Genomic DNA, 19,832 nt, shown 5'->3' with positions numbered 1-19,832 from the left:
CGCCGCTCGACACCGGTCCGCCCATTCCGTTTTCGAAAAACCGGTATGTTCGGTTGACACCGCCCGGCATCGGCATAGATCGAATTTCGCAATCATGGAACAGCGGCCCGCACGAGGCCGCGTCTGGGAGGTTGGCGTGTCGCATCAGGCGATCCGGGAGACCGAGCCGACGGCGGAGCCGCGGGCACAGGCCTGGGCGCGCCATTTCCCGAATGCCTGCGACTGGGACGGCCCGGTCGAGATCGGCACCATCCCGGACCTGCTGGCGGCGGGCGTCGCCGCGGCGAAGGGCCCGGCCTTCGATTTCCGCGGACGCGCGATCGGCTTTCCCGAATTCGCTGACCACGTCGAGGCGGTCGCCGCCGGCCTGATCGATCGCGGGCTGACGCCCGACGCCACGATCGGCCTCCACCTGCCGAACACCCCGTTCCACCCGGTCGCCTTCTTCGCGGCGGCTCGGGCCGGCCTGCGGGTGGTGCACCTGTCCGGTCTCGATGCGCCGCGCGAGCTCGCGCACAAGCTCGGCACCACCCGCGCGCGCGTCCTCGTCACCACCAACCTCCCGGGCTTCCTGCCGGTGGCGCTGAAGCTCCTCGACGAGGGCGCCGTCGACACCCTGCTCGTCGGCGACGACGCGGAATGGGGCGCCTCGACGGTGTCCGAGCCGCTGCCGATCCCCGAGCGCCCGGGCGTCGTGACCCTGTCGGCCCTGCGCCGGGCTCCGCGTCCGGCGGCCTGGCCGCAGCGCAAGCCCTCCGACGTGATGCTGCTGCAGTTCACCGGCGGCACCACCGGGCTGCCGAAGGCGGCGATGCTGACCCACGGCAACCTGACGGCTTCCGTCTCGATGTACCGGCTCTGGACCGACGACGGGGACGAGGGCGAGGCCTCGGCCCGCACCGTCTGCGTGCTGCCGCTCTTCCACATCTACGCGCTGACGACGGTGCTGCTGCGCGGCATCCGCGGCGGCACCCAGATCCTGCTGCGCCAGCGCTTCGACCTGGACGAGATCATCGCCGACATCGAGGTCCGCCGCGCTACGGCGCTGCCGGGCGTGCCGACGATGTGGTTCGCGCTGCTGAACCGCCCCGGCATCGAGGCGGTGGACTTCTCGTCGCTGCGCTCGTGCATGAGTGGCGGCGCGCCCCTGCCCTTCGACGTGATGAGCCGCCTCAGCCGGCTGATGGGCGTGAACCTCGCCGTCGGCTGGGGCATGACCGAGACCGCGCCGGCGGGCACCCGCCTGCCGCGGGCGGGGGAGCGCCGCCCCGGCGTGATCGGCATTCCGCTGAAGGGCGTCGAGATGCGCGTCGTCTCCCTCGACGACCCGTCGGTGGAGGTGCCGACGGGCGAGACCGGCGAGATCGCGATCCGCGGGCCGAACGTCTTCGTCGGCTACTTCGAGCAACCCGACGCCACCGCGGACGCGTTCCGCGACGGCTGGTTCCTCACCGGGGACATCGGGCGGGTGGACGAGAACGGCCTGTTCGACCTGGTCGACCGGCGCAAGAACATGATCATCTCCGGCGGCTACAACGTCTATCCGGTGCAGATCGAGAGCGCGATCTACGAGCACCCGGCCGTCGCCGAGACGATCGTCATCGGCGTGCCCTGCGCGTACCGCGGGCAGGCGGCCAAGGCCTTCGTCACCCTGAAGCCCGGCGCCGAGCGCTTCAGCCTCGACGCGCTCAACGACTTCCTCGGCAGCCGCATCGGCCGCCACGAGATCCCCCGGGCGCTCGAGTTCCGGGACGCCCTGCCCCGCAGCCCGGCGGGCAAACTGCTCGCCAGCGTGCTCGTCGCCGAAGAGCGCGCGAAGACCGGAGCCGACCCTGCATGACCGACGCCGTCATCGTCTCGACCGCCCGCACGCCGATCGGCAAGGCGTTCCGCGGCGCGCTGAACCTCACCGACGGCGCCGATCTCGGCGCGCACGCGATCCGCGCCGCCGTCGAGCGCGCGCGCGTCGAGCCGGGCGAGGTCGAGGAGGTGGTCCTCGGCTGCGGTTACCCGGAGAACGCCACGGGCGGCAACGTCGCGCGGCACGCGAGCCTCGTCGCTGGCATCCCGGTCGGGTCGGCCGGCGTGACCGTATCGCGGTTCTGCGCGTCGGGCCTGGAGGCGATCGCCAGCGCCGCCCGCCGCGTCATTCTCGACGGCGTCCCTGTGGCGGTGGCCGGGGGCCTCGAATCGATCAGCCTCGTGCAGCCCAAGGTGCAGAAGGAGCTGACCCGGAACGATTGGCTGCTGGCGCACCTGCCGGCGATCTACATGCCGATGATCGAGACCGCCGACATCGTCGCCGGGCGCTACGGCATCTCGCGCGAGGCGCAGGATGCGTTCGCGCTCGAAAGCCAGCGCCGCACCGCGGCGGCGCAGGAGCGGGGCCTGTTCGACGACGAGATCGTGCCGATCTCCGCGATGATGTCGGTCACCGACAAGGCCACGGGCGAGACCCGCACCGTTGAGACCCGGCTCGCCAAGGACGAGGGCAACCGCCCCGACACGACGCTGGAAGGCTTGGCCAAGCTCAAGCCCGTGCGCGGCGAGCACGCGTTCGTCACCGCCGGCAACGCCAGCCAGCTCTCGGACGGCGCGTCCGCCTGCGTGGTGATGTCGGGGGCGGAGGCGGCGCGGCGCGGTTTGGCCCCGCTCGGCAGCTTCCGCGGGTTCGCCTCGGCCGGCTGCGGCCCCGACGAGATGGGCATCGGCCCGGTCTTCGCCGTCCCGCGCCTGCTCGAACGCCACGGGCTCAAGGTCGCCGACATCGACCTGTGGGAGCTGAACGAGGCCTTCGCCAGCCAGTCGCTCTATTGCCGCGACACGCTCGGGATCGATCCCGAGCGGGTCAACGTCAACGGCGGCGCGATCAGCGTCGGCCACCCCTTCGGCATGAGCGGCGCCCGCCTCGTCGGCCACGCCCTGCTCGAGGGTCGCCGGCGCAAGGCGCGCTACGCCGTCGTCACCATGTGCGTGGCCGGCGGCATGGGCTGCGCCGGCGTCTTCGAGATCGCCGCCTAGCGATCCGCGATGATCAGGAGACACCGATGGACCTGCGCTACACCGCCGACGAGATCGCGTTTCGCGACGAGGTCCGCAGCTTCTGCCGCGAGAAGATCCCGGCCGAGATCCGGCGCAAGGTCTCGGAAGGCCGCGGCCTGGGCAAGGACGACGTCGTCACGTCCCAGCGCATCCTGAACGCGCGCGGCTGGGCCGTGCCGCACTGGCCCAAGGAATGGGGCGGCCAGGATTGGACGCCGATCCAGCGCTACATCTACACCGAGGAGCTGCTGCAGGCGGCGGTGCCGCTGCCGCAGCAGTTCAACTGCTACATGTTCGGCCCGGTGCTCGCGACCTTCGGCAACCAGGAGCAGAAGCAGCGCTTCCTCGCGCGGGCTGCCAATCTCGACGATTGGTGGTGCCAGGGCTTCTCCGAGCCCGGCGCCGGCTCGGACCTCGCCTCGCTCAAGACCAAGGCGGTGCGGGACGGCGACCACTACGTCGTCGACGGCCAGAAGACCTGGACGACGCTGGGCCAGCATGCCGACTGGATCTTCTGCCTCGTGCGCACCGACATGGAGGCGAAGAAGCAGCGTGGCATTTCCTTCCTCGTGATGGACATGACGTCGCCCGGCATCACCGTGCGCCCGATCATCACCCTGGAGGGGCGCCACGAGGTCAACGAGGTGTTCTTCGATTCCGTGCGCGTGCCGGTCGAGAACCTGATCGGCGAGGAGAACAAGGGCTGGGACTACGCGAAATTCCTGCTCGCCAACGAGCGCACCGGCATCGCCCGCATCGGCCTGACCAAGGAGCGCATCCAGCGCATCAAGCGCCTCGCCAAGGAGATGCCCTCCGGCGCCGGCTCGATGTGGGACGACGGCGATTTCCGCGGACGGGTCGCCGAGGTCGAGATCGAGCTGAAGGCACTGGAGATCACCCAGATGCGGGTCGCGGCCAAGCAGGGCCGCGCCGATTCGGTGCAGCCCGACCCGGCCTCCTCGCTCCTGAAGATCCGCGGCTCGCAGCTGCAGCAGGCGGCGACCGAGCTGCTGGTGGAGCTCGCAGGGCCGTTCTCGCTCGCCGCGCCCCAGCGCGGCGCCGGCGCCAACAACCCGCCCGGCGGCTTCGACTGGGTCGACGCGGCCGCGCCGAGCTACTTCAACAACCGCAAGGTCTCGATCTACGGCGGCTCGAACGAGATCCAGCACAACGTCATCGCCAAGGGCATCTTGGGCTTGTGAGACCTCCCGCAGGACGCACTGCGCCGCCCTCTCCCGTTCGGGAGAGAGCTGGGGAGAGGGATGCGTCGTCGCCGGAAAGACCTGGAGCCCTCACCCTGCCCTCTCCCGCACGGGAGAGGGGACCCGCGTTTCTCTCGGAAGCCTCTTTGCGGCTTCGAACGGATGACACCATGGACTTCGATTTCAGCGGCGAGCAGAACCTGTTGCGCGACAGCGTCGAGCGCTTCTGCGCCGACGGCTACCCGTCGCTGGAGGCGCGCCAGGCCCGGACCCGCGAGCCTCTGGGGTTCTCCGAGCCGAGCTGGGGCAAGCTCGCCGAACTCGGCGTCTGCGGCCTGCCCTTCTCCGAGGAGGATGGCGGGTTCGGCGGCGGCGCCGTCGAGACGATGATCGTGATGGAGGCGATCGGCCGGAACCTCGCGGTCGAGCCGTTCTTCGCCAGCGGCGTGCTCGGCTCCACCGCGATCCGGCTCGGCGCCGATTCGGCCCAGAAGGGGCGCTGGCTTCCTGGGATCGTGGAGGGTTTGACCCGCCTCGCCCTCGCCCAAACCGAGCGGCAGTCCCGCTACGACCTTCACGATGTCGCGACCAGGGCCCGCCGCGACGGCTCGGGCTTCGTGCTCGACGGGCAGAAGAGCATCGTGCTGAACGCCGATTCCGCCGGCTTGATCGTCGTCAGCGCCCGAGTCTCGGGCGAGCGCCGCGACCCGCACGGGATCGGCCTGTTCGTGGTGCCGGCCGATGCGCCGGGCGTCACCATCGAGCCCTATCCGACCCAGGATGGCGGCCGGGCCGCGGAGGTGACCTTCGCCGGCGTGGCCGTTGATGGCGGCGACGTGCTCGGCGATTCCGAGGGCGGCCTGCCGCTGCTGGTGCGCGTCGCCGAGCATGGGATCGCGGCGCTGGCGGCCGAGGCCCTCGGCTCGATGTCGGCGCTGCATGCGCTGACCGTCGATTACCTCAAGACGCGCAAGCAGTTCGGCGTCACGGTCGGCAGCTTCCAGGCGCTGCAGCACCGGGCGGTCGACATGCTGATCGCCCTCGAGCAGGCGCGCTCCATGGCGATCTACGGGGCGATGATGGTCGAGGCCGGCGATGCCGCCGAGCGTGCCGCCGCCCTGTCGGCGGTGAAGGTGCAGGTCAACAAGGCGTGCCGCTTCCTCGGCCAGGAAGCGGTCCAGCTCCACGGCGGCATCGGCATGACCATGGAGTACATCGGTGCGCACCACTTCAAGCGCCTGGCGATGATCGAGTACCAGCTCGGCGACACGCCCTACCACCTGCGCCGCGTCGCCGACGACGGCGGCCTGATCGCGGCCTGACGCGATCCGAGGACCCGGGCACGCGCTAATCGGCGGCCGCGTGGATCCCCATGAACAGCGGGCGCACGAAGATCTCGGCCGCATCGGCGCCGGCGACGTCGCACCAGCGGTCGAGGTCGGAGGCGGCGTCGATCATGCTGCTCACGACCTGCGCGGCGATCGACGGGTCGACGGCGCGGATGGAGCCGTCGGCGATGCCGTCGCCGATCGGGAAGGCCAGGCGCTCCCACAGGCGGCGCATGGTCAGCGGGATCTCGGCGCGCAGGGTGTCCGGCAGGGCGCCGACGGCGGTGCAGCGCAGGAGCGGGCCGCCCTCGGAGACCTGGTGGCGCATCAGCGCGCGGGCGCAGGCGGTGATCCGCGTCCAGCCGGTGCCGCCGGCCGCCTCGGCCGCCTCCTGCTCCCGGCGCAGGATGGCGAAGGTGCGCGCGAAGCACTGGGCGATCAGGTCGTCCTTGTTGTCGTTGTGATGGTAGAACGAGCCCTTGGTGACGCTGAGCCGCGCCGAGATCTTCTCCACCGAGGCGCCGCGATAGCCTTCCTCGTTGATCAGCGCCGTCGCCGCCCGCAGGAACGGCTCGGTCGGGTCGCCCTGGGCCGTGATCGGGTCCGGTGCGTCGCCGCTCCAGCGGCTCTCCGGGCTCGGCAAGCCGCGCAGCAGGAGATCGGCGATCCGCGCCCCGACGCGGGGGTAATCCGCCGCCTCGTAGCGGTCGATCCAGGCGCGGACCGTGTGCACCACCGAGACGACGAGGTGCGTCCGTGCCCGCAACGCGTCGCGGTCGAGGCCCGGGAAGGCGGCCTCGGGGAAGAACGCGGCGCGCGCCTGCCGGAAGAAGGCGTTGTAGGCAGCGTAGACCGCCGCGCTCTGCGGCTCGGGCAGCGCGCGCATGTCGGTCAGCCGGACCTGAGGCGCCCGCGCCCCGGTCTCGATCGCCGCGAGGTCGCGGAAGTAGGCGGCCAGGAACGCGGAGAGGCGCTCTGCCGGATCGGCGAGCGCCGCCGTCTCGGCGAGCAGCGCCTCGTGCCACGCGATCGTGCTGACGTAGCAGGCGGCCGCGAGGTCCTCCTTGCGGCGGTAATAGTAGGTGATGCTGTTGGGCATCAGCCCGACGCTGCCGCCGACGTCGTTCAGCGCCGTGCCGCGGATGCCGCGGGCGTTGAAGTGCCGTGCCGCCGCATCGAGGATCGCCCCGCGCTTGAGGGCATAGCGTTTGGTCTGCCCGGCCGCGGGCCTGCCTCCGTCGATCATCCCAGCGGTTGAGCATGGCGGCGCACGAACTGACAAGCGCCGCGCCGTCAAACGTGGTACTGCGAAGACACAGGCCGACGGCTTCGTACTTTTAGACGGTTGCGGTGGGTGCGCGGCCGTCTGATCCTCACCGCATGATGATGCAGCACGAAGCGGCGTATCAGCCCCATCCCGAAGCCGCGACCGCCCGCCTGTCGGGCCGGTCGCGCACGAGTGCCCGCCCCATGCTGTACGACGCGTTCGAGATGCAGTGCGACCTGGCCCAGCAGACGCGGGCCTGGGGGCGCGTGCTGCACGATGCTGTCTCGCCCTGGACCGCCTTCGGCGATCCGGTGAACTGGATGTCGGCCGGCGCCCGCATGATGATGCGCGCCGGACTGACCTTCGCGCGCCCGTCCTTCGGCATCGAGGCGGTGACGGTCGGCAACCGCGAGGTTTCGGTGGTCGAGGAGCCGGTCCTCATCACGCCGTTCGGCACCCTGCTGCGCTTTCGCAAGGACATCGATTCCGAGCAGCCGAAGGTGCTGGTCGTGGCCCCGCTCTCGGGCCATTTCGCGACGCTGCTGCGCAGCACGGTGAAGACCCTGCTGCCCGACCACGACGTCTACATCACCGATTGGCACAACGCCCGCGACGTGCCGCTCTCCGACGGCGCGTTCGGGTTCGACGACTATGTCGGGCACCTCGTGCAGTTCCTCGGGGCGATGGACGGCCCCGCGCACGTGCTTGCGGTCTGCCAGCCGACCGTCCAGGCGCTCGCCGCCGCCGCCGTGATGGCGGAATCGAAGGATGCGGCCACGCCCCGCAGCATGACGCTGATGGCCGGCCCGGTGGATTGCCGCATCAGCCCGACCTCGGTGAACGCGCTCGCCACCTCGAAGCCGATCGAGTGGTTCGAGAAGAACCTGATCGCCACCGTGCCGCGGCGCCACAAGGGCGCCGGCCGCCGGGTCTATCCCGGCTTCGTCCAGGTCTCGGCCTTCGTCTCGATGAACACCAAGCGCCACGTCCAGGGCCATGCGGACCTGTTCTGGCACATGGCCAACGGCGAGGTCGAGAAGGCCGACGCGATCGCCGGGTTCTACGACGAGTACTTCGCCGTGCTCGACCTCGCGGCGGAGTTCTACATCGAGACCGTCAAGACGGTGTTCCAGGATTACACCCTGGCCAAGAACGAGCTGACCTATCGCGGCAACTGGATCGACATGCGCGCGATCCGCAAGACCGCGCTGATGACGGTCGAGGGCGAGCGCGACGACATCTGCGCCGTCGGCCAGACCATGGCGGCGCACGACCTCTGTACCGGCCTGCCCCCGCACATGCGCAGCCACCACCTCCAGGCCGGCGTCGGCCATTACGGGGTGTTCTCGGGCCGCAAGTGGGAGGGGCAGACCTACCCGCTGGTGCGCAACTTCATCCAGTCGCACAACTGAGGACGGCCGACCCGCCCTGAGCGGATTTGACCCGCACGCGCACGATGCGCACCATGCTAGCTTGCCGGCACGAACGTGCTGGTTCGAGAGCGGCGAGGCGATTGCGGGCGTGAGCAGTAACGATCCGAAGCGATCCGGCACCGCCGCACGGCTCGACCGGCTGGTGGCGCGCTCCAACGCCGCCGGCCTGTGGGAGCGGGCCTGGCCGGTGCTGTGGCGCGGCCTCGGCGTCGTGCTGGCCTTCCTCGCCGTCTCCTGGCTCGGCCTCTGGCTCGATCTCTCCGCCACCTGGCGCATCGTCGGCCTCGTCGCCTTCGGTGCCGCGCTGGTCGCCGTGCTCGCCCCGCTCGCTCGGCTGCGCCGGTCGGACCGGCGCGCCGCGCTCGCCCGCATCGACCGCGAGGCGGCGGCGCGCGACGCGACGCTGGTTCACGCCCCGGCCTCGACGATCGAGGACACGCTTGCCGTCGGCACCACCGATCCCGATACGCGGGCGCTCTGGGCCCTGCATCAGGCGCGGGCGGCGAGCGCCGTCGCGACTCTGCGCGTCGGCCGGCCGCGGCCCGGCATGCCGCGCCACGACCCGTTCGCGCTGCGCGCCGGCCTCGTGGTCGCGGCGGTGGCGAGCCTGTTCGTCGCCGGCCCGGAATGGCGCGAGCGCCTCGGCAGCGCCTTCGACTGGCGCGAAGCCGCTTCGGCCGGCCCGAACTACCGCATCGACGGCTGGATCGACCCGCCGCTCTACACCCGGCTTCCGCCGCTCGCGGTCGCGATGTCTGGCGGCGAGCAGCGCCTGCGCGTGCCGGTGAATTCGCAGCTGATCGTGCGCATCGCCGGCGAAGGCCCGGCGCAGACCGTGCTGACGCCGAATGCCGGGCTCAAGGCCGTGCCCGGCAAGGAGCCGCGACCCGACCTGCGCGAGGACCGGTTCCAGATCGTCGGGCCGACGGCCGAGCTCACCATCGCCGCGCCGGGGCAGACCCAGCGCCTGATCGTCGAGGCGATCCCCGACACCCCGCCCGAGGTCCACGCGGTCGGCGGCCCGGAGGTGAACGGGCGTGGCACCTTCAACCTGAGCTACCGCGCCAAGGACGATTACGGCATCGCCTCGGCCGAGGGGATCGTCGAGCCGCTGGAGGGGACGCGCTCGCTTGTGCCGCCGCCGCGCATCGCCCTGGCGCTGCCGGGCGATGCGAGCGGCGAGACCGACACCAAGACGCTCGTGGACCTGACCGACAACCCCTGGTCGGGCGCGAAGGTGCGCTTCACCTATCTCGTCAAGGACGAGGCCGGCCAGGAGGGCCGCACGCCGACGATCGAGATGGTGCTGCCCGCCCGCCCCTTCCGCGATCTGCTGGCGCGGGCGCTGGCCGAGGAGCGCCGTCGCCTCGTGGTGACGCCGGACGAGGGCCGCGCCCGCGTGCAGATGGCGCTCGACGGACTGCTCGTCGCGCCAGAGATGTTCACGCCGCAGCCGGGGGTGTTCCTCGGCCTGAAGACCGCGGCGCGGCGCCTGCGGGCGGCCGGCAACGATGCCGCGCTCACCGAGGTCGCGGACCTGCTTTGGGAGATGGCCCTCAAGATCGAGGACGGCGACCTTTCCGACGCCGAGAAGAAGCTCCGGCAGGCGCAGGACCGGCTTAAGGAGGCGATCGAGAAGAACGCGCCCGACGACGAGATCCAGCGCCTGACCCAGGACCTCAAGCAGGCCCTCGACAAGTTCATGAAGCAGCTGGCCGAGAAGCAGAGCAAGCAGCCGCGCGAGCAGAGCTCGCGCGACAAGCAGGGCCAGCCATCGAAGAGCGTGACGCCGGACGACCTCGACAAGATGCTCAAGGACATGGCCGAGGCGATGAAGCGCGGCGACACGGCCGAGGCGCAGCGCCTGATGGAGCAGCTGCGCAACATCCTGGAGAACCTGCAGAGCGCCGAGCAGGGCGGCAAGTCCGACCCGACCGCCCGCGAGATGCAGAAGCAGATGAAGGAGCTCGACCAGATGGCCCGCGAGCAGCAGGGCCTGCGCGACGAGACCTTCAAGGAAGGCCAGGAGAAGCCCGGCGGCGAGCAGGGCCAGCGTCCGCCGAGCCGCGGTCAGCCGGGGCAGAAGCCGGGGCAGAAGGGGCAGCAGAGCCCCGGCCAGCAGGGCCAGGGCCAGCAAGGTCAAGGCGAGCAGGGGCAGCAGGGCCAGGGCCAGCAAGGCAAGGGGCAGCCGGGCCAGCAGGGCGGGGTCGGCGAGCGCCAGCAGGCCCTGCGCCAGCGCCTGCAGGACCTGCAGAACCGCATGAAGGAGAACGGCATGAAGGGCGAGGAAGGCCTTTCGGATGCCGAGGATGCGATGCGCGAGGCCGAGAACGCCCTGAAGGACGGCCAGGACGGAGACGCGGTCGACGCGCAGGGCCGCGCCCTCGACGGGCTCAAGCGCGGTGCCGACGGCATGCAGCAGCAGATGCAGGAATCGGCCGAAGCCGAGGGCGAGGGCCAGGGTGACAAGCCCGACGGCCAGCAGCCCGGCCAGCAGGGACAGGCCGGTGCCAAGGACGACGACCCGCTCGGCCGCCCGACCCGCGGGCGCGACATGAGCGACGGCCGCGTGCGCGTGCCGACCGCCGACGAATCGGCGGTGCAGCGGGCGCGCCGGATCATGGAGGAGCTGCGGCGCAAGCTCGGCGACCCGACTCGCTCGCAGGAGGAGCTCGACTACTTCGAGCGCCTGCTGCGCCGGAACTGAGCCGGGGCGCGGCCCGCGTCGCATCGCCCCTGCCGTTCGCCCGGCGAAGCGCCTACAAGGGCGGAATCGCTCGCAGTCGAGATCGTCCGTCCATGTCCGGCAACTCCGTCGTCCTCGTCGCCTGCCTCGCGGTCGCGGTCATCCTCCTCCTCGGCCTCGCCAACATGATGCGCGGGGGCGACGCCAACCTGTCCCAGCGCCTGATGCGCCTGCGCGTGCTGCTGCAGTTCGTGGCGATCCTGGTGATCATGGGCGTGGCCTGGTGGCGCTCGGCCTGATGGATCGGGGCGGCCCGGGACTGTGACCGCCGGGCCGCACCGGGGCGCATTCGAGCGCGGGCCGGATGAAACGGCGCCCCCGGCAGGCCGGCCCATGCTAGGAATTCCGGGCTCAACCGGATCCGCCCCGCATGAAGTCCTCCTCGCATCGTCTCGTCGCCGGCGCTCTTGCCCTCGCGATCGCCTCGCCCGTCGCGGCAGCCGATCTCGGGTACGCGCCGCGGCCCGCGGCCTACGCGCCGCCGGTGCAGCCCCTCAGCATCGTCTCCGAAGTCCGGATCGGCGGCGCCGTGCAGGATCCCGGCAGCGCCGAGGGCAAGCTCCCGGGCTTCGAGAAGCAGAACGTCAACGGCGAGATCCTGTTCTCGAAGCCGCTGGTGAGCGCCGATCCGTTCTGGCAGGCCTTCGTGCCGCGCCCGACGGTGGGCGGCAGCTACAACACCGGCGGCCGGACCAGCTACGCCTATCTCGGCGCGACCTGGTCGGTCGACCTCTTCCCCGAGACCTTCGACCGCCGCGTCTTCATCGACGGCTTCTTCGGCGGCGCCGCGCATAACGGCTATACCGGCCCGAAGGCGCTCGCCCCGTACGGCTTCAACTCGCTCGGCTGCTCGCCGCTGTTCCGCGAGGCCGCGGCGCTCGGCTTCCGCATCACCGAGCATTGGAGCATCATGGCGACCGTCGAGCACATGTCGAATGCCGGCCTGTGCGGCGAGAACCGCGGCCTGACCAACTTCGGCGGCAAGCTCGGCTACACCTTCTGATCTGAAAGCGTCGGCGCACCCGTGGTCACCCTCAACCGCATCTACACCCGCACCGGCGACAAGGGCACCACCGCCCTGGCCGACGGCCAGCGCCGGTCGAAGGCGGACCTGCGGGTCGAGACCTACGGCACCGTCGACGAGACCAACGCCTGCGTCGGCCTCGCCCGCCAGCACGCCGAGCCGCGCATCGACGCGATGCTCGGCGCGATCCAGAACGACCTGTTCGATCTCGGCGCCGACCTCGCGACGCCCCCGAGCGACGCGCCCCCGGCCTACGAGCCCCTGCGGATCGTCGCCTCGCAGGTGGCGCGGCTCGAAGCCGACATCGACGCGCTCAACGCCAACATCGCGCCGCTGAAGTCCTTCGTGCTGCCCGGCGGCTCGCCGGCCGCCGCCGCGCTCCACCTCGCCCGCACCGTCAGCCGCCGGGCCGAGCGGCTCGCCGTCGCGCTTGCGGCGACCGAGGGCGAGATCGTCTCGCCCGAGGCGCTGAAGTACCTCAACCGCCTGTCGGACTTCCTGTTCGTGGCGAGCCGCGCGGCCAACGCCGACGGCGCCGACGACGTGCTCTGGGTGCCCGGCAAGAACCGCTAGGGCGGGCCCGGGCCGATCCGCGCCCGCCGCCGTACCGCCGATCCGAATTCCCTTCGCCGACCGTCCGCGGCTTTTCGAAAGCGCGTGCGCGCGCCGCGTTGACAAGGCGGAAATGTGGCCGTTACGGTCCGCGCCCTGTGCGAGCCGCCTGCGAAGGCGCTCCGAAATTCGCCGATCACAACAATCCGGCCGCGGAGGAAGTAGACCGCCATGAAGGTTCTGGTGCCCGTCAAGCGGGTCGTCGATTACAACGTCAAGATCCGCGTCAAGGCCGACGGCTCCGGGGTCGAGCTCGCCAACGTCAAGATGTCGATGAACCCCTTCGACGAGATCGCCGTCGAGGAGGCGATCCGCCTGAAGGAGAAGGGCAAGGTCACCGAGATCGTGGCGGTGTCGATCGGCCCGCAGCAGGCCCAGGAGACGCTCCGCACCGCGCTCGCCATGGGCGCCGACCGCGCGATCCTGGTGAAGACCGACACGGTCTGCGAGCCGCTGGCGGTGGCCAAGATCCTGAAGGCGATCGTCGAGAAGGAGAACCCGGAGCTGGTGATCCTCGGCAAGCAGGCGATCGACGACGATTCGAACCAGACCGGCCAGATGCTCGCCGCGCTGCTCGGCTGGCCGCAGGGCACCTTCGCCTTCAAGATCGAGGCCGGCGAGGGCAGCCTCGACGTGACCCGCGAGGTCGACGGCGGCCTGCAGACGGTGTCGCTCAAGCTCCCGGCGATCGTCACGACCGACCTGCGCCTCAACGAGCCGCGCTACGCCTCGCTGCCCAACATCATGAAGGCGAAGAAGAAGCCGCTCGAGGAGATGACGCCCGACGCCCTCGGCGTCGACGTCACCCCGAAGCTGAAGGTCCTCAAGACCGCCGAGCCGCCGGGCCGCTCGGCCGGCATCAAGGTCGGCTCGGCCGCGGAGCTCGTGCAGAAGCTGAAGACCGAGGCCAACGTCATCTAGTCCCGCAGCGCGCGCTCCCGCATCCGGTCGAGCGCGCGCCTCATCCGAGATCCGAGGTTTGAACCGATGACCACCCTCCTCCTCGTCGAGCACGGCCAGTCCGAGATCAAGGACGGCACCTTGAAGGCGCTCACCGCCGCCAAGCAGCTCGGCGCCCCCATCCACGCCCTCGTCGTCGGCGCCGGCAGCCGGGCCGCCGCCGACGCGGCGGCCAAGCTCGACGGCGTCGACAAGGTGCTGCTGGCCGAGGACGCGGCCTACGACCACGACCTCGCCGAGCCGGTCGCCGCGCTGATCGTCGCGATCGCGGAGCCCTACGACGCGATCGTGTGCTCGGCGACCACCACCGGCAAGAACATCCTGCCGCGCGTCGCCGCCCTGCTCGACGTCGCGCAGATCTCCGACATCATGGCGGTCGTGTCGCCCGACACGTTTGAGCGCCCGATCTATGCCGGCAACGCGATCCAGACCGTCCAGGCCGGCGCCGGCAAGAAGGTGATCACCGTCCGCACCGCCGCCTTCAAGGCCACCGGCGAGGGCGGAGCGGCGGCCCCCGTCGAGGCGGTGACGGCGGCGGCGCCCCCTGCCGGCGGCTCGACCTTCAAGGGCGAGGAGATCGCCAAGTCCGACCGGCCGGAGCTGGCGGCGGCCAAGAGCATCGTCTCCGGCGGTCGCTCGCTCGGCTCGGCCGACAAGTTCAAGGAGCTGATCGAGCCGCTGGCCGACTCGCTCGGCGCCGCCGTCGGCGCCTCCCGCGCCGCGGTCGATGCCGGCTACGCCCCCAACGACTGGCAGGTCGGCCAGACCGGCAAGGTGGTCGCGCCCGACCTCTACGTCGCCGTCGGCATCTCCGGCGCGATCCAGCACCTGGCCGGCATGAAGGATTCGAAGGTCATCGTCGCGATCAACAAGGACGAGGACGCGCCGATCTTCCAGGTGGCGGATTACGGGCTCGTCGGCGACCTGTTCCAGATCGTGCCGGAACTGCAGGCCGAGATCGGCAAGGCCAAGGGCAACTGAAGTCGTTCGTCGCGATCCGAAGGTCGTCGGATCGCGTCACCCGGTCGAACCCGTCTCGCGATCGCGTGCGCGACGGGTTCCACTTGGGCCGACGAAGGGTCTAAAAGAAACGCCGCACAGTCCTTCCAGCTTTCGCGTCGGATGGTGGGCCGTGCGGCGTAGGGCAGCTCGACAACCGCTTCGGTCGTCGGCGTCGGGGGCATGGATCGACAGATGGGCATCGATATCAAGCGGGTCGGCATCATTGGTGCCGGGCAGATGGGGAGCGGCATCGCTCACGTCTGCGCAGCGGCCGGCCTCGACGTTCTGCTGAACGACCGCGATCCCGACCGCCTGAACGCCGGCCTCGCCAACATCGACGGCAACCTCGCGCGCCAGGTCTCGAAGGGCACGATGGACGAGGGACAGCGCCGCGACGTCCGCGAGCGCATCGTCGCCGCCCGCAGCTACGACGACCTCGGCCCCTGCGACCTCGTCATCGAGGCTGCGACCGAGAACGAGGCGACCAAGCGGCAGATCTTCTCGACGCTGTGCACGTCGCTGCGGCCCGATGCGCTGATCGCCACCAACACGTCCTCGATCTCGATCACCCGGCTCGCCGCCTCGACCGACCGGCCGGAGCGCTTCATCGGCATCCACTTCATGAACCCAGTGCCGGTGATGCAGCTCGTCGAGCTGATCCGCGGCATCGCCACGGAGGACCCGACCTACGAGTCGGCCAAGGCGTTCATCGCAAAGCTCGGCAAGACCTCGACGATGTCGGAGGATTTTCCGGCCTTCATCGTCAACCGCATCCTGCTGCCGATGATCAACGAGGCGATCTACACGCTCTACGAGGGCGTCGGCTCGGTCGAATCGATCGACACCGCGATGCGGCTCGGTGCGAACCATCCGATGGGCCCGCTGCAGCTCGCCGACTTCATCGGTCTCGATACCTGCCTGTCGGTGATGCAGGTGCTCTACGAGGGTCTGGCGGATTCGAAGTACCGACCGTGCCCGCTGCTGGTGAAGTACGTCGAGGCCGGCTGGCTTGGCCGCAAGGTCAAGCGCGGCTTCTACGACTATCGCGGCGAGACGCCGGTCCCGACCCGCTGAGCGCGGGCCGGGTCGCTTTCATCGCCTACTTGGGCTGATTGCCGTTGGCGCTCGGCTGGGCCGGCTGCGGGTAGGTCGGGTTGCCGGCCGGAACGGCACCGCTGTTGCTCGACGCCGGCGCATTGCTCGAGCCCGTCACCGACCCGGTGATCTCCTTGCGCGATGCGTCCTGGCTCTGGCTGGCATAATCCTTCGGCGCGTTGGCTCCGTTCCACGTCAGCAAGCCGATCGTGGCGACCGCGAGCAGCACGAGGCTGCCGACCAGCACCCACAGCACCGACTTGCCGCGCTCGCCCTGGCGCGCGTTCTGATTGGGAAGCTTCTCGACCATTCCAAGGACCTCACCGATACGCCGTCAGGGCGTCGCCGCGTGCCGAAGGGCGGCACGCGTTCTCGACCCGGCAAACGCCGGTCCGTCGCCGGGGGTTCCTCCCGATACGGCCGCGCTCGGCCTCAGCGGCCGGTGACGAGCAGGATCTTGCCGAGGTGGGCGCTCGACTCCATCAGAGCATGCGCATTCTGCGCCTCTTCCAGGGGGAAGGTCGCGTGGATCACCGGACGGATGCGGCCGGCATCGAGCTCCGGCCACACGTCGCGGCGGAGCCCGTCGGCGATTTCCGCCTTCTCGGCGTTCGGACGCGGCCGCAGCGTGGCGCCGGTGAAGGTGAGCCGCTTGATCATGATCGGCGTGATGTTGAGCGCCTCGACCTTGTTGCCGCCCATCAGGGCGATCAGCACGAGGCGACCCTCGATCGCGAGCGAGGCGAGGTTCTTGGCGAGGTAGCTCGCACCGATCATGTCGAGGATGACGTCGACGCCCTTGCCGTCGGTCAGCCGCTGGACCTCCTCGGCGAAGTCGGCCTCGCGGTAGTTGATTGCGGCGTCAGCGCCGAGCGACTCGCAGAACGCGCACTTCTCGGCCGAGCCGGCCGTCGTCAGCACGCGGGCGCCGAGGTGCTTGGCGATCTGGATCGCCGTGGAGCCGATGCCGCTCGATCCGCCATGGACGAGGAAGGTCTCGCCCGCGGCGAGCCGCCCGCGCTGCACCACGTTGGAATAGACCGTGAAGAACGTCTCGGGGATGCCGCCGGCATCGACGAGCGACAGCACCTCGGGCTTCGGCAGGCAATGCCCGGCCTCCGCCACCGCGAACTCGGCGTAGCCGCCGCTGATCACCAGCGCGCAGACCTCGTCGCCGAGGGACAGGCCGGACACGCCCTCGCCGAGCGCCGCGATGCGGCCCGCGACTTCGAGGCCCGGCACCGCGGTGGCGCCCTTCGGCGGCGGATACTTGCCGCCGCGCTGCATCACGTCCGGACGGTTGACGCCGGCCGACACCACCTCGATCAGCACCTGTCCCGGCCCGGCCTTCGGCAGCGGCACCGTCTCGATGCCGATCACCTCGGGGCCGCCGGCTCCGTTGAAGCAGACCTGGCGCATCGTCTCGGGCAGCGTCGTCGTCATCGGGCGGTCTCCTCGCGAGGGTTCGCCCCTAGTTGCTGCCGGACGCTCCGTTGGCAAGCCCGGGTCCACGGCCCGCGCGTCTCAGCGGGTGCCGTACATCCGGTCGCCGGCATCGCCCAGGCCCGGCACGATGTAGCTGTGGTCGTTGAGGTGGCTGTCGATCGCCGCGGTCCAGATCGGCACGTCGGGGTGAGCGGCCTGAAGCCGGGCGACGCCCTCCGGCGCGGCGAGCAGGCAGACGAAGCGCAGGTCCTGCGCGCCGCGAGCCTTCAGCCGCGTCAGCGCGGCGATGGCGGAATTCGCGGTGGCGAGCATCGGGTCGAGCACCAGCACCGTGCGATCGGCGAGGTCCGACGGCGCCTTGAAGTAGTACTCGACCGCTTCGAGCGTCTCCGGGTCGCGGTAGAGCCCGACATGCGCGACGCGAGCCGAGGGCAGCAGCGACAGCATCCCGTCGAGGAAGCCGACGCCAGCCCGCAGGATCGGGGCGAGGACCAGCTTCTTGCCCTGGATCTGGCGCCCCTCCATCGTCTGGATCGGCGTCTCGATCGTCACCGGCTCCAGCGGCAGGTCGCGCGTCACTTCATAAGCGAGCAGCATCCCGATCTCGTTGAGCAGGTTGCGGAAACCCTGCGTCGAGCGGTTCTTGTCGCGCAGGAGCGTCAGCTTGTGCTGGACGAGGGGGTGGTCGACCACCGTGACCGTTGCCTGGCTCATCCTGTCCTCCCGACGCGTGCCCTCCCGCTTTGCCGAACGGCGATCCCGGGCGCAACGCGAACCCCACGAAAAAGGGCCTTCCGCTCGCACGGAAGGCCCTCGATCTCGTCGGTCGCGCGTCGGGATCAGGCGGTGAAGGACTTGTCGGTCCCGTCGGCGCGGCGCTTGGCCATGAAGGCGTCGAACTGGTCGCGATCCTTGGCGCGCTTCAGCTCCTCGACGAACTCGGCGAAGGCGCGGCTCTCCTCCTGCAGGGCGCGGCGCTGGGCGTCGAGCCGGTCGAGCTCGGCCTTGCGATACTCCTCGAAGGCCCAGTTGCCGGTGGTTCCGCGGCGGTTCGAGGCCTCGAACGCGCGGGCGAAGCGCGAGGCACGGGCGGTGCCGCCCTCCCAGCCCGCGGCGCCGCGCTTGGCGTAGTCGCGCAGTTCCCCGAGGGCCGGATACCCGGCGATCTTCCACGCCACCAGGGCGAGGCCGACGGGCCACCAGTAGATGAAGCTCACGACGATCGCGCCGATCTCGATCGAGCGGCGCGGAAACGGGCCGCAGCGGCTGACCTTGCCGCTCGCCCAGGGGGAGGAAGTGGAAGTGCTCACGGTAAGGCTCCGCTGTTCATGTGAACAGCGTTAACATGCGGGCGGCCCGCAGGCCTTTCAAGGGGTGCGACGCGCGATGCGCATCACACCGGCTTGCCCGCCCCGGCGCCGTGGACGAGGGCGAGCACGCCGGCGCGCAGAAGCTCGTACTTGTCGGGAATGCCCGGCCCCTTCGGCAGGTGTCCCGCTGCCGCGAGGGTCGCCAGCCCGTGCGAAAGCGCCCAGACCTCCAGCGCAATGAAGCGCGGGGCGACGCCGCCGAACCCGTCGGGGAAGGTCGCCTGCAACGCCTCGACCAGGAGGTCGAACGGGCTCGGGCGCGGCCCGGCCTCGTTCGGGGCGTGGACGCCGCGGGTCTCGAAGATCGCCGCGTAGTAGCCCGGCTCCTCCTCCGCGAAGGCGAGGTAGGCCTCGCCCATCCGGGTGAAGCGCTCCAGCGGGGTGCCGCGGGCTGTGAGCGCGCGCGCCAGCCGCTCGGCCAGATCCGCGAAGCCGCGCCCGGCGAGTTCCTCGAGCAACGCCTCGCGGCCGCGGAAATGCCGGTAGAGCGCGGCCGGGGTGACGCCGACGAGGCGGGCGGCGTCGACCAGGGTGAAGCCGCCGATGCCGCGTTCGGCGATGAAGCGGCGCGCGGCCTCGATCAGCGCCTCCTTCAGGTTGCCGTGGTGGTAGCCACGTCGATCAGCGGGTCCGTCTCGCCAGGGTCGCACCGGGTACTCCTCACCTGCACCCCGGACGCGGGCGCGCGACGTTTACGAGCGAGCGTCGCGTTTGTTTCGGCGATCGTGCGAGCCTACCAGAAATCCGGCTTTCCCCGACATCGTTGCGTCTACCAGTCGACGATGGACGCGGGCGTGAGGCTTGACAGCCACGCCCGATGCAACAGTGTTTCATCCGGTGATCGGCAGGGCTCGGGATGCCGTGCGACCCCTCGGCGCGGAACGGAGAATCGCGAGCATGGCCTTCGTCAGCCTGAAGGCGTGGCGGGCGCGCTCGGCCGAGCAGGCTCAGCGCGCCAAGCTTTTGAAGGTCGCATGCTCGGATGCCCTCGGGCTCGGCGCGGAGGATGCGATCACCGTCAACGAGATCGCCTGCGCCGACCCCGGCTGCCCGGACATCGAGACCGTGGTGCTGGTGATGCGCGCCGGCGAGCCGACGCGGGCGATCCGCATCCGCGCGCCGATGGATGCGGTCGGCGAGGCCGAGCTCGAGCGGCTCGTCGCGGACGAGCGGGTGCTCCGCAAGCCGAACGCATCTTAGGCGCAACCGTGCCGGCGGCTCGGCACGACGCGCGGCGCACTATGTTTTGACCGGGGAAATTCGGCAATCTCCTCTATAAGTCTATCGTGACGGCGGTGCCATCAA

Annotated in this window: 19 protein-coding genes; 13 read left to right on the top strand and 6 right to left on the bottom strand. The window is 70.6% G+C overall.

The annotated features are described in order from the left end of the window. The first annotated feature begins 151 nt into the window (after positions 1–151). The 4 genes from MKK70_RS20810 to MKK70_RS20795 all read left to right on the top strand — a co-directional run bounded on the left by MKK70_RS20810 (position 152) and on the right by MKK70_RS20795 (position 5,566). Positions 152–1,840 carry an AMP-binding protein gene (locus tag MKK70_RS20810; protein ID WP_409567953.1) on the top strand — a complete coding sequence of 563 codons (1,689 nt, stop codon included), beginning with the start codon at positions 152–154 and terminating at the stop codon, positions 1,838–1,840. Further along, positions 1,837–3,021: an acetyl-CoA C-acyltransferase gene (locus tag MKK70_RS20805; protein WP_243949622.1), complete on the top strand. Its 1,185-nt coding sequence runs from the start codon at positions 1,837–1,839 to the stop codon at positions 3,019–3,021. Before MKK70_RS20810 ends, MKK70_RS20805 begins: the two co-directional genes overlap by 4 nt. 26 nt (positions 3,022–3,047) lie before the next feature. Continuing rightward, positions 3,048–4,244, top strand: coding sequence for an acyl-CoA dehydrogenase family protein (locus MKK70_RS20800; protein ID WP_243935302.1), 1,197 nt, complete (start codon positions 3,048–3,050; stop codon positions 4,242–4,244). 170 nt (positions 4,245–4,414) lie between these two features. After that, a complete protein-coding gene (locus MKK70_RS20795) occupies positions 4,415–5,566 on the top strand; it encodes an acyl-CoA dehydrogenase family protein (RefSeq protein WP_243949620.1) in 1,152 nt (383 codons plus the stop codon). Positions 5,567–5,591: 25 nt separating this feature from the next. On the opposite strand, the gene MKK70_RS20790 is transcribed toward MKK70_RS20795, so the two are convergent. Next, a complete protein-coding gene (locus MKK70_RS20790; protein WP_243949618.1) occupies positions 5,592–6,818 on the bottom strand; it encodes a TetR/AcrR family transcriptional regulator in 1,227 nt (408 codons plus the stop codon). Positions 6,819–7,042: 224 nt separating this feature from the next. Between MKK70_RS20790 and MKK70_RS20785 the strand changes: the two genes are divergently transcribed. The 8 genes from MKK70_RS20785 to MKK70_RS20750 all read left to right on the top strand — a co-directional run bounded on the left by MKK70_RS20785 (position 7,043) and on the right by MKK70_RS20750 (position 15,690). After that, on the top strand, positions 7,043–8,251 hold the full coding sequence (locus MKK70_RS20785) for a polyhydroxyalkanoate depolymerase (RefSeq protein ID WP_243949616.1): 1,209 nt from the start codon (positions 7,043–7,045) through the stop codon (positions 8,249–8,251). 109 nt (positions 8,252–8,360) lie between these two features. Further along, positions 8,361–10,979, top strand: coding sequence for a TIGR02302 family protein (locus MKK70_RS20780; RefSeq protein WP_243949614.1), 2,619 nt, complete (start codon positions 8,361–8,363; stop codon positions 10,977–10,979). Between the two features lie 92 nt (positions 10,980–11,071). Then, positions 11,072–11,257: a twin transmembrane helix small protein gene (locus MKK70_RS20775; protein WP_147728507.1), complete on the top strand. Its 186-nt coding sequence runs from the start codon at positions 11,072–11,074 to the stop codon at positions 11,255–11,257. Between the two features lie 131 nt (positions 11,258–11,388). After that, entirely contained in the window at positions 11,389–12,021 is a 633-nt protein-coding gene (locus MKK70_RS20770) for an acyloxyacyl hydrolase (RefSeq protein ID WP_147728508.1), read from the top strand. Positions 12,022–12,042: 21 nt separating this feature from the next. Next, positions 12,043–12,615, top strand: coding sequence for a cob(I)yrinic acid a,c-diamide adenosyltransferase (locus MKK70_RS20765; RefSeq protein WP_147728509.1), 573 nt, complete (start codon positions 12,043–12,045; stop codon positions 12,613–12,615). A 210-nt stretch (positions 12,616–12,825) separates the two neighbouring features. Further along, positions 12,826–13,575: an electron transfer flavoprotein subunit beta/FixA family protein gene (locus MKK70_RS20760; RefSeq protein ID WP_243949612.1), complete on the top strand. Its 750-nt coding sequence runs from the start codon at positions 12,826–12,828 to the stop codon at positions 13,573–13,575. 66 nt (positions 13,576–13,641) lie between these two features. Beyond that, positions 13,642–14,595, top strand: coding sequence for an electron transfer flavoprotein subunit alpha/FixB family protein (locus MKK70_RS20755; RefSeq protein ID WP_147858070.1), 954 nt, complete (start codon positions 13,642–13,644; stop codon positions 14,593–14,595). A 213-nt stretch (positions 14,596–14,808) separates the two neighbouring features. After that, positions 14,809–15,690, top strand: coding sequence for a 3-hydroxybutyryl-CoA dehydrogenase (locus MKK70_RS20750; protein ID WP_147727480.1), 882 nt, complete (start codon positions 14,809–14,811; stop codon positions 15,688–15,690). 25 nt (positions 15,691–15,715) lie between these two features. On the opposite strand, the gene MKK70_RS20745 is transcribed toward MKK70_RS20750, so the two are convergent. The 5 genes from MKK70_RS20745 to MKK70_RS20725 form a co-directional block, all read right to left on the bottom strand. Continuing rightward, the gene (locus MKK70_RS20745; protein WP_147842947.1) at positions 15,716–16,021 is read right to left on the bottom strand and encodes a hypothetical protein; all 306 of its coding nucleotides are present in this window, start codon (positions 16,019–16,021) and stop codon (positions 15,716–15,718) included. A gap of 122 nt (positions 16,022–16,143) precedes the next feature. Next, complete coding sequence (locus MKK70_RS20740) at positions 16,144–17,154, bottom strand: NAD(P)H-quinone oxidoreductase (RefSeq protein ID WP_243949610.1); 1,011 nt, start codon at positions 17,152–17,154, stop codon at positions 16,144–16,146. 81 nt (positions 17,155–17,235) lie between these two features. Further along, a complete protein-coding gene (upp, locus tag MKK70_RS20735; RefSeq protein WP_147727477.1) occupies positions 17,236–17,871 on the bottom strand; it encodes a uracil phosphoribosyltransferase in 636 nt (211 codons plus the stop codon). Between the two features lie 125 nt (positions 17,872–17,996). Further along, positions 17,997–18,467, bottom strand: coding sequence for a DUF2852 domain-containing protein (locus MKK70_RS20730; protein ID WP_147842950.1), 471 nt, complete (start codon positions 18,465–18,467; stop codon positions 17,997–17,999). Between the two features lie 83 nt (positions 18,468–18,550). Beyond that, complete coding sequence (locus tag MKK70_RS20725) at positions 18,551–19,177, bottom strand: TetR/AcrR family transcriptional regulator (protein WP_147842951.1); 627 nt, start codon at positions 19,175–19,177, stop codon at positions 18,551–18,553. Positions 19,178–19,424: 247 nt separating this feature from the next. Between MKK70_RS20725 and MKK70_RS20720 the strand changes: the two genes are divergently transcribed. Further along, positions 19,425–19,727 (top strand): hypothetical protein, encoded by a 303-nt coding sequence (locus MKK70_RS20720; protein WP_243949608.1) that lies wholly within the window; start codon positions 19,425–19,427, stop codon positions 19,725–19,727. Positions 19,728–19,832 lie beyond the last annotated feature (105 nt).

Origin of the sequence: Methylobacterium sp. E-041 (assembly GCF_022829665.1) — a bacterium.
Lineage (GTDB): Bacteria > Pseudomonadota > Alphaproteobacteria > Rhizobiales > Beijerinckiaceae > Methylobacterium.
The sequence above is the reverse complement of the archived record's forward strand: the minus strand, read 5'-3'. Positions and strand labels throughout refer to the sequence as shown.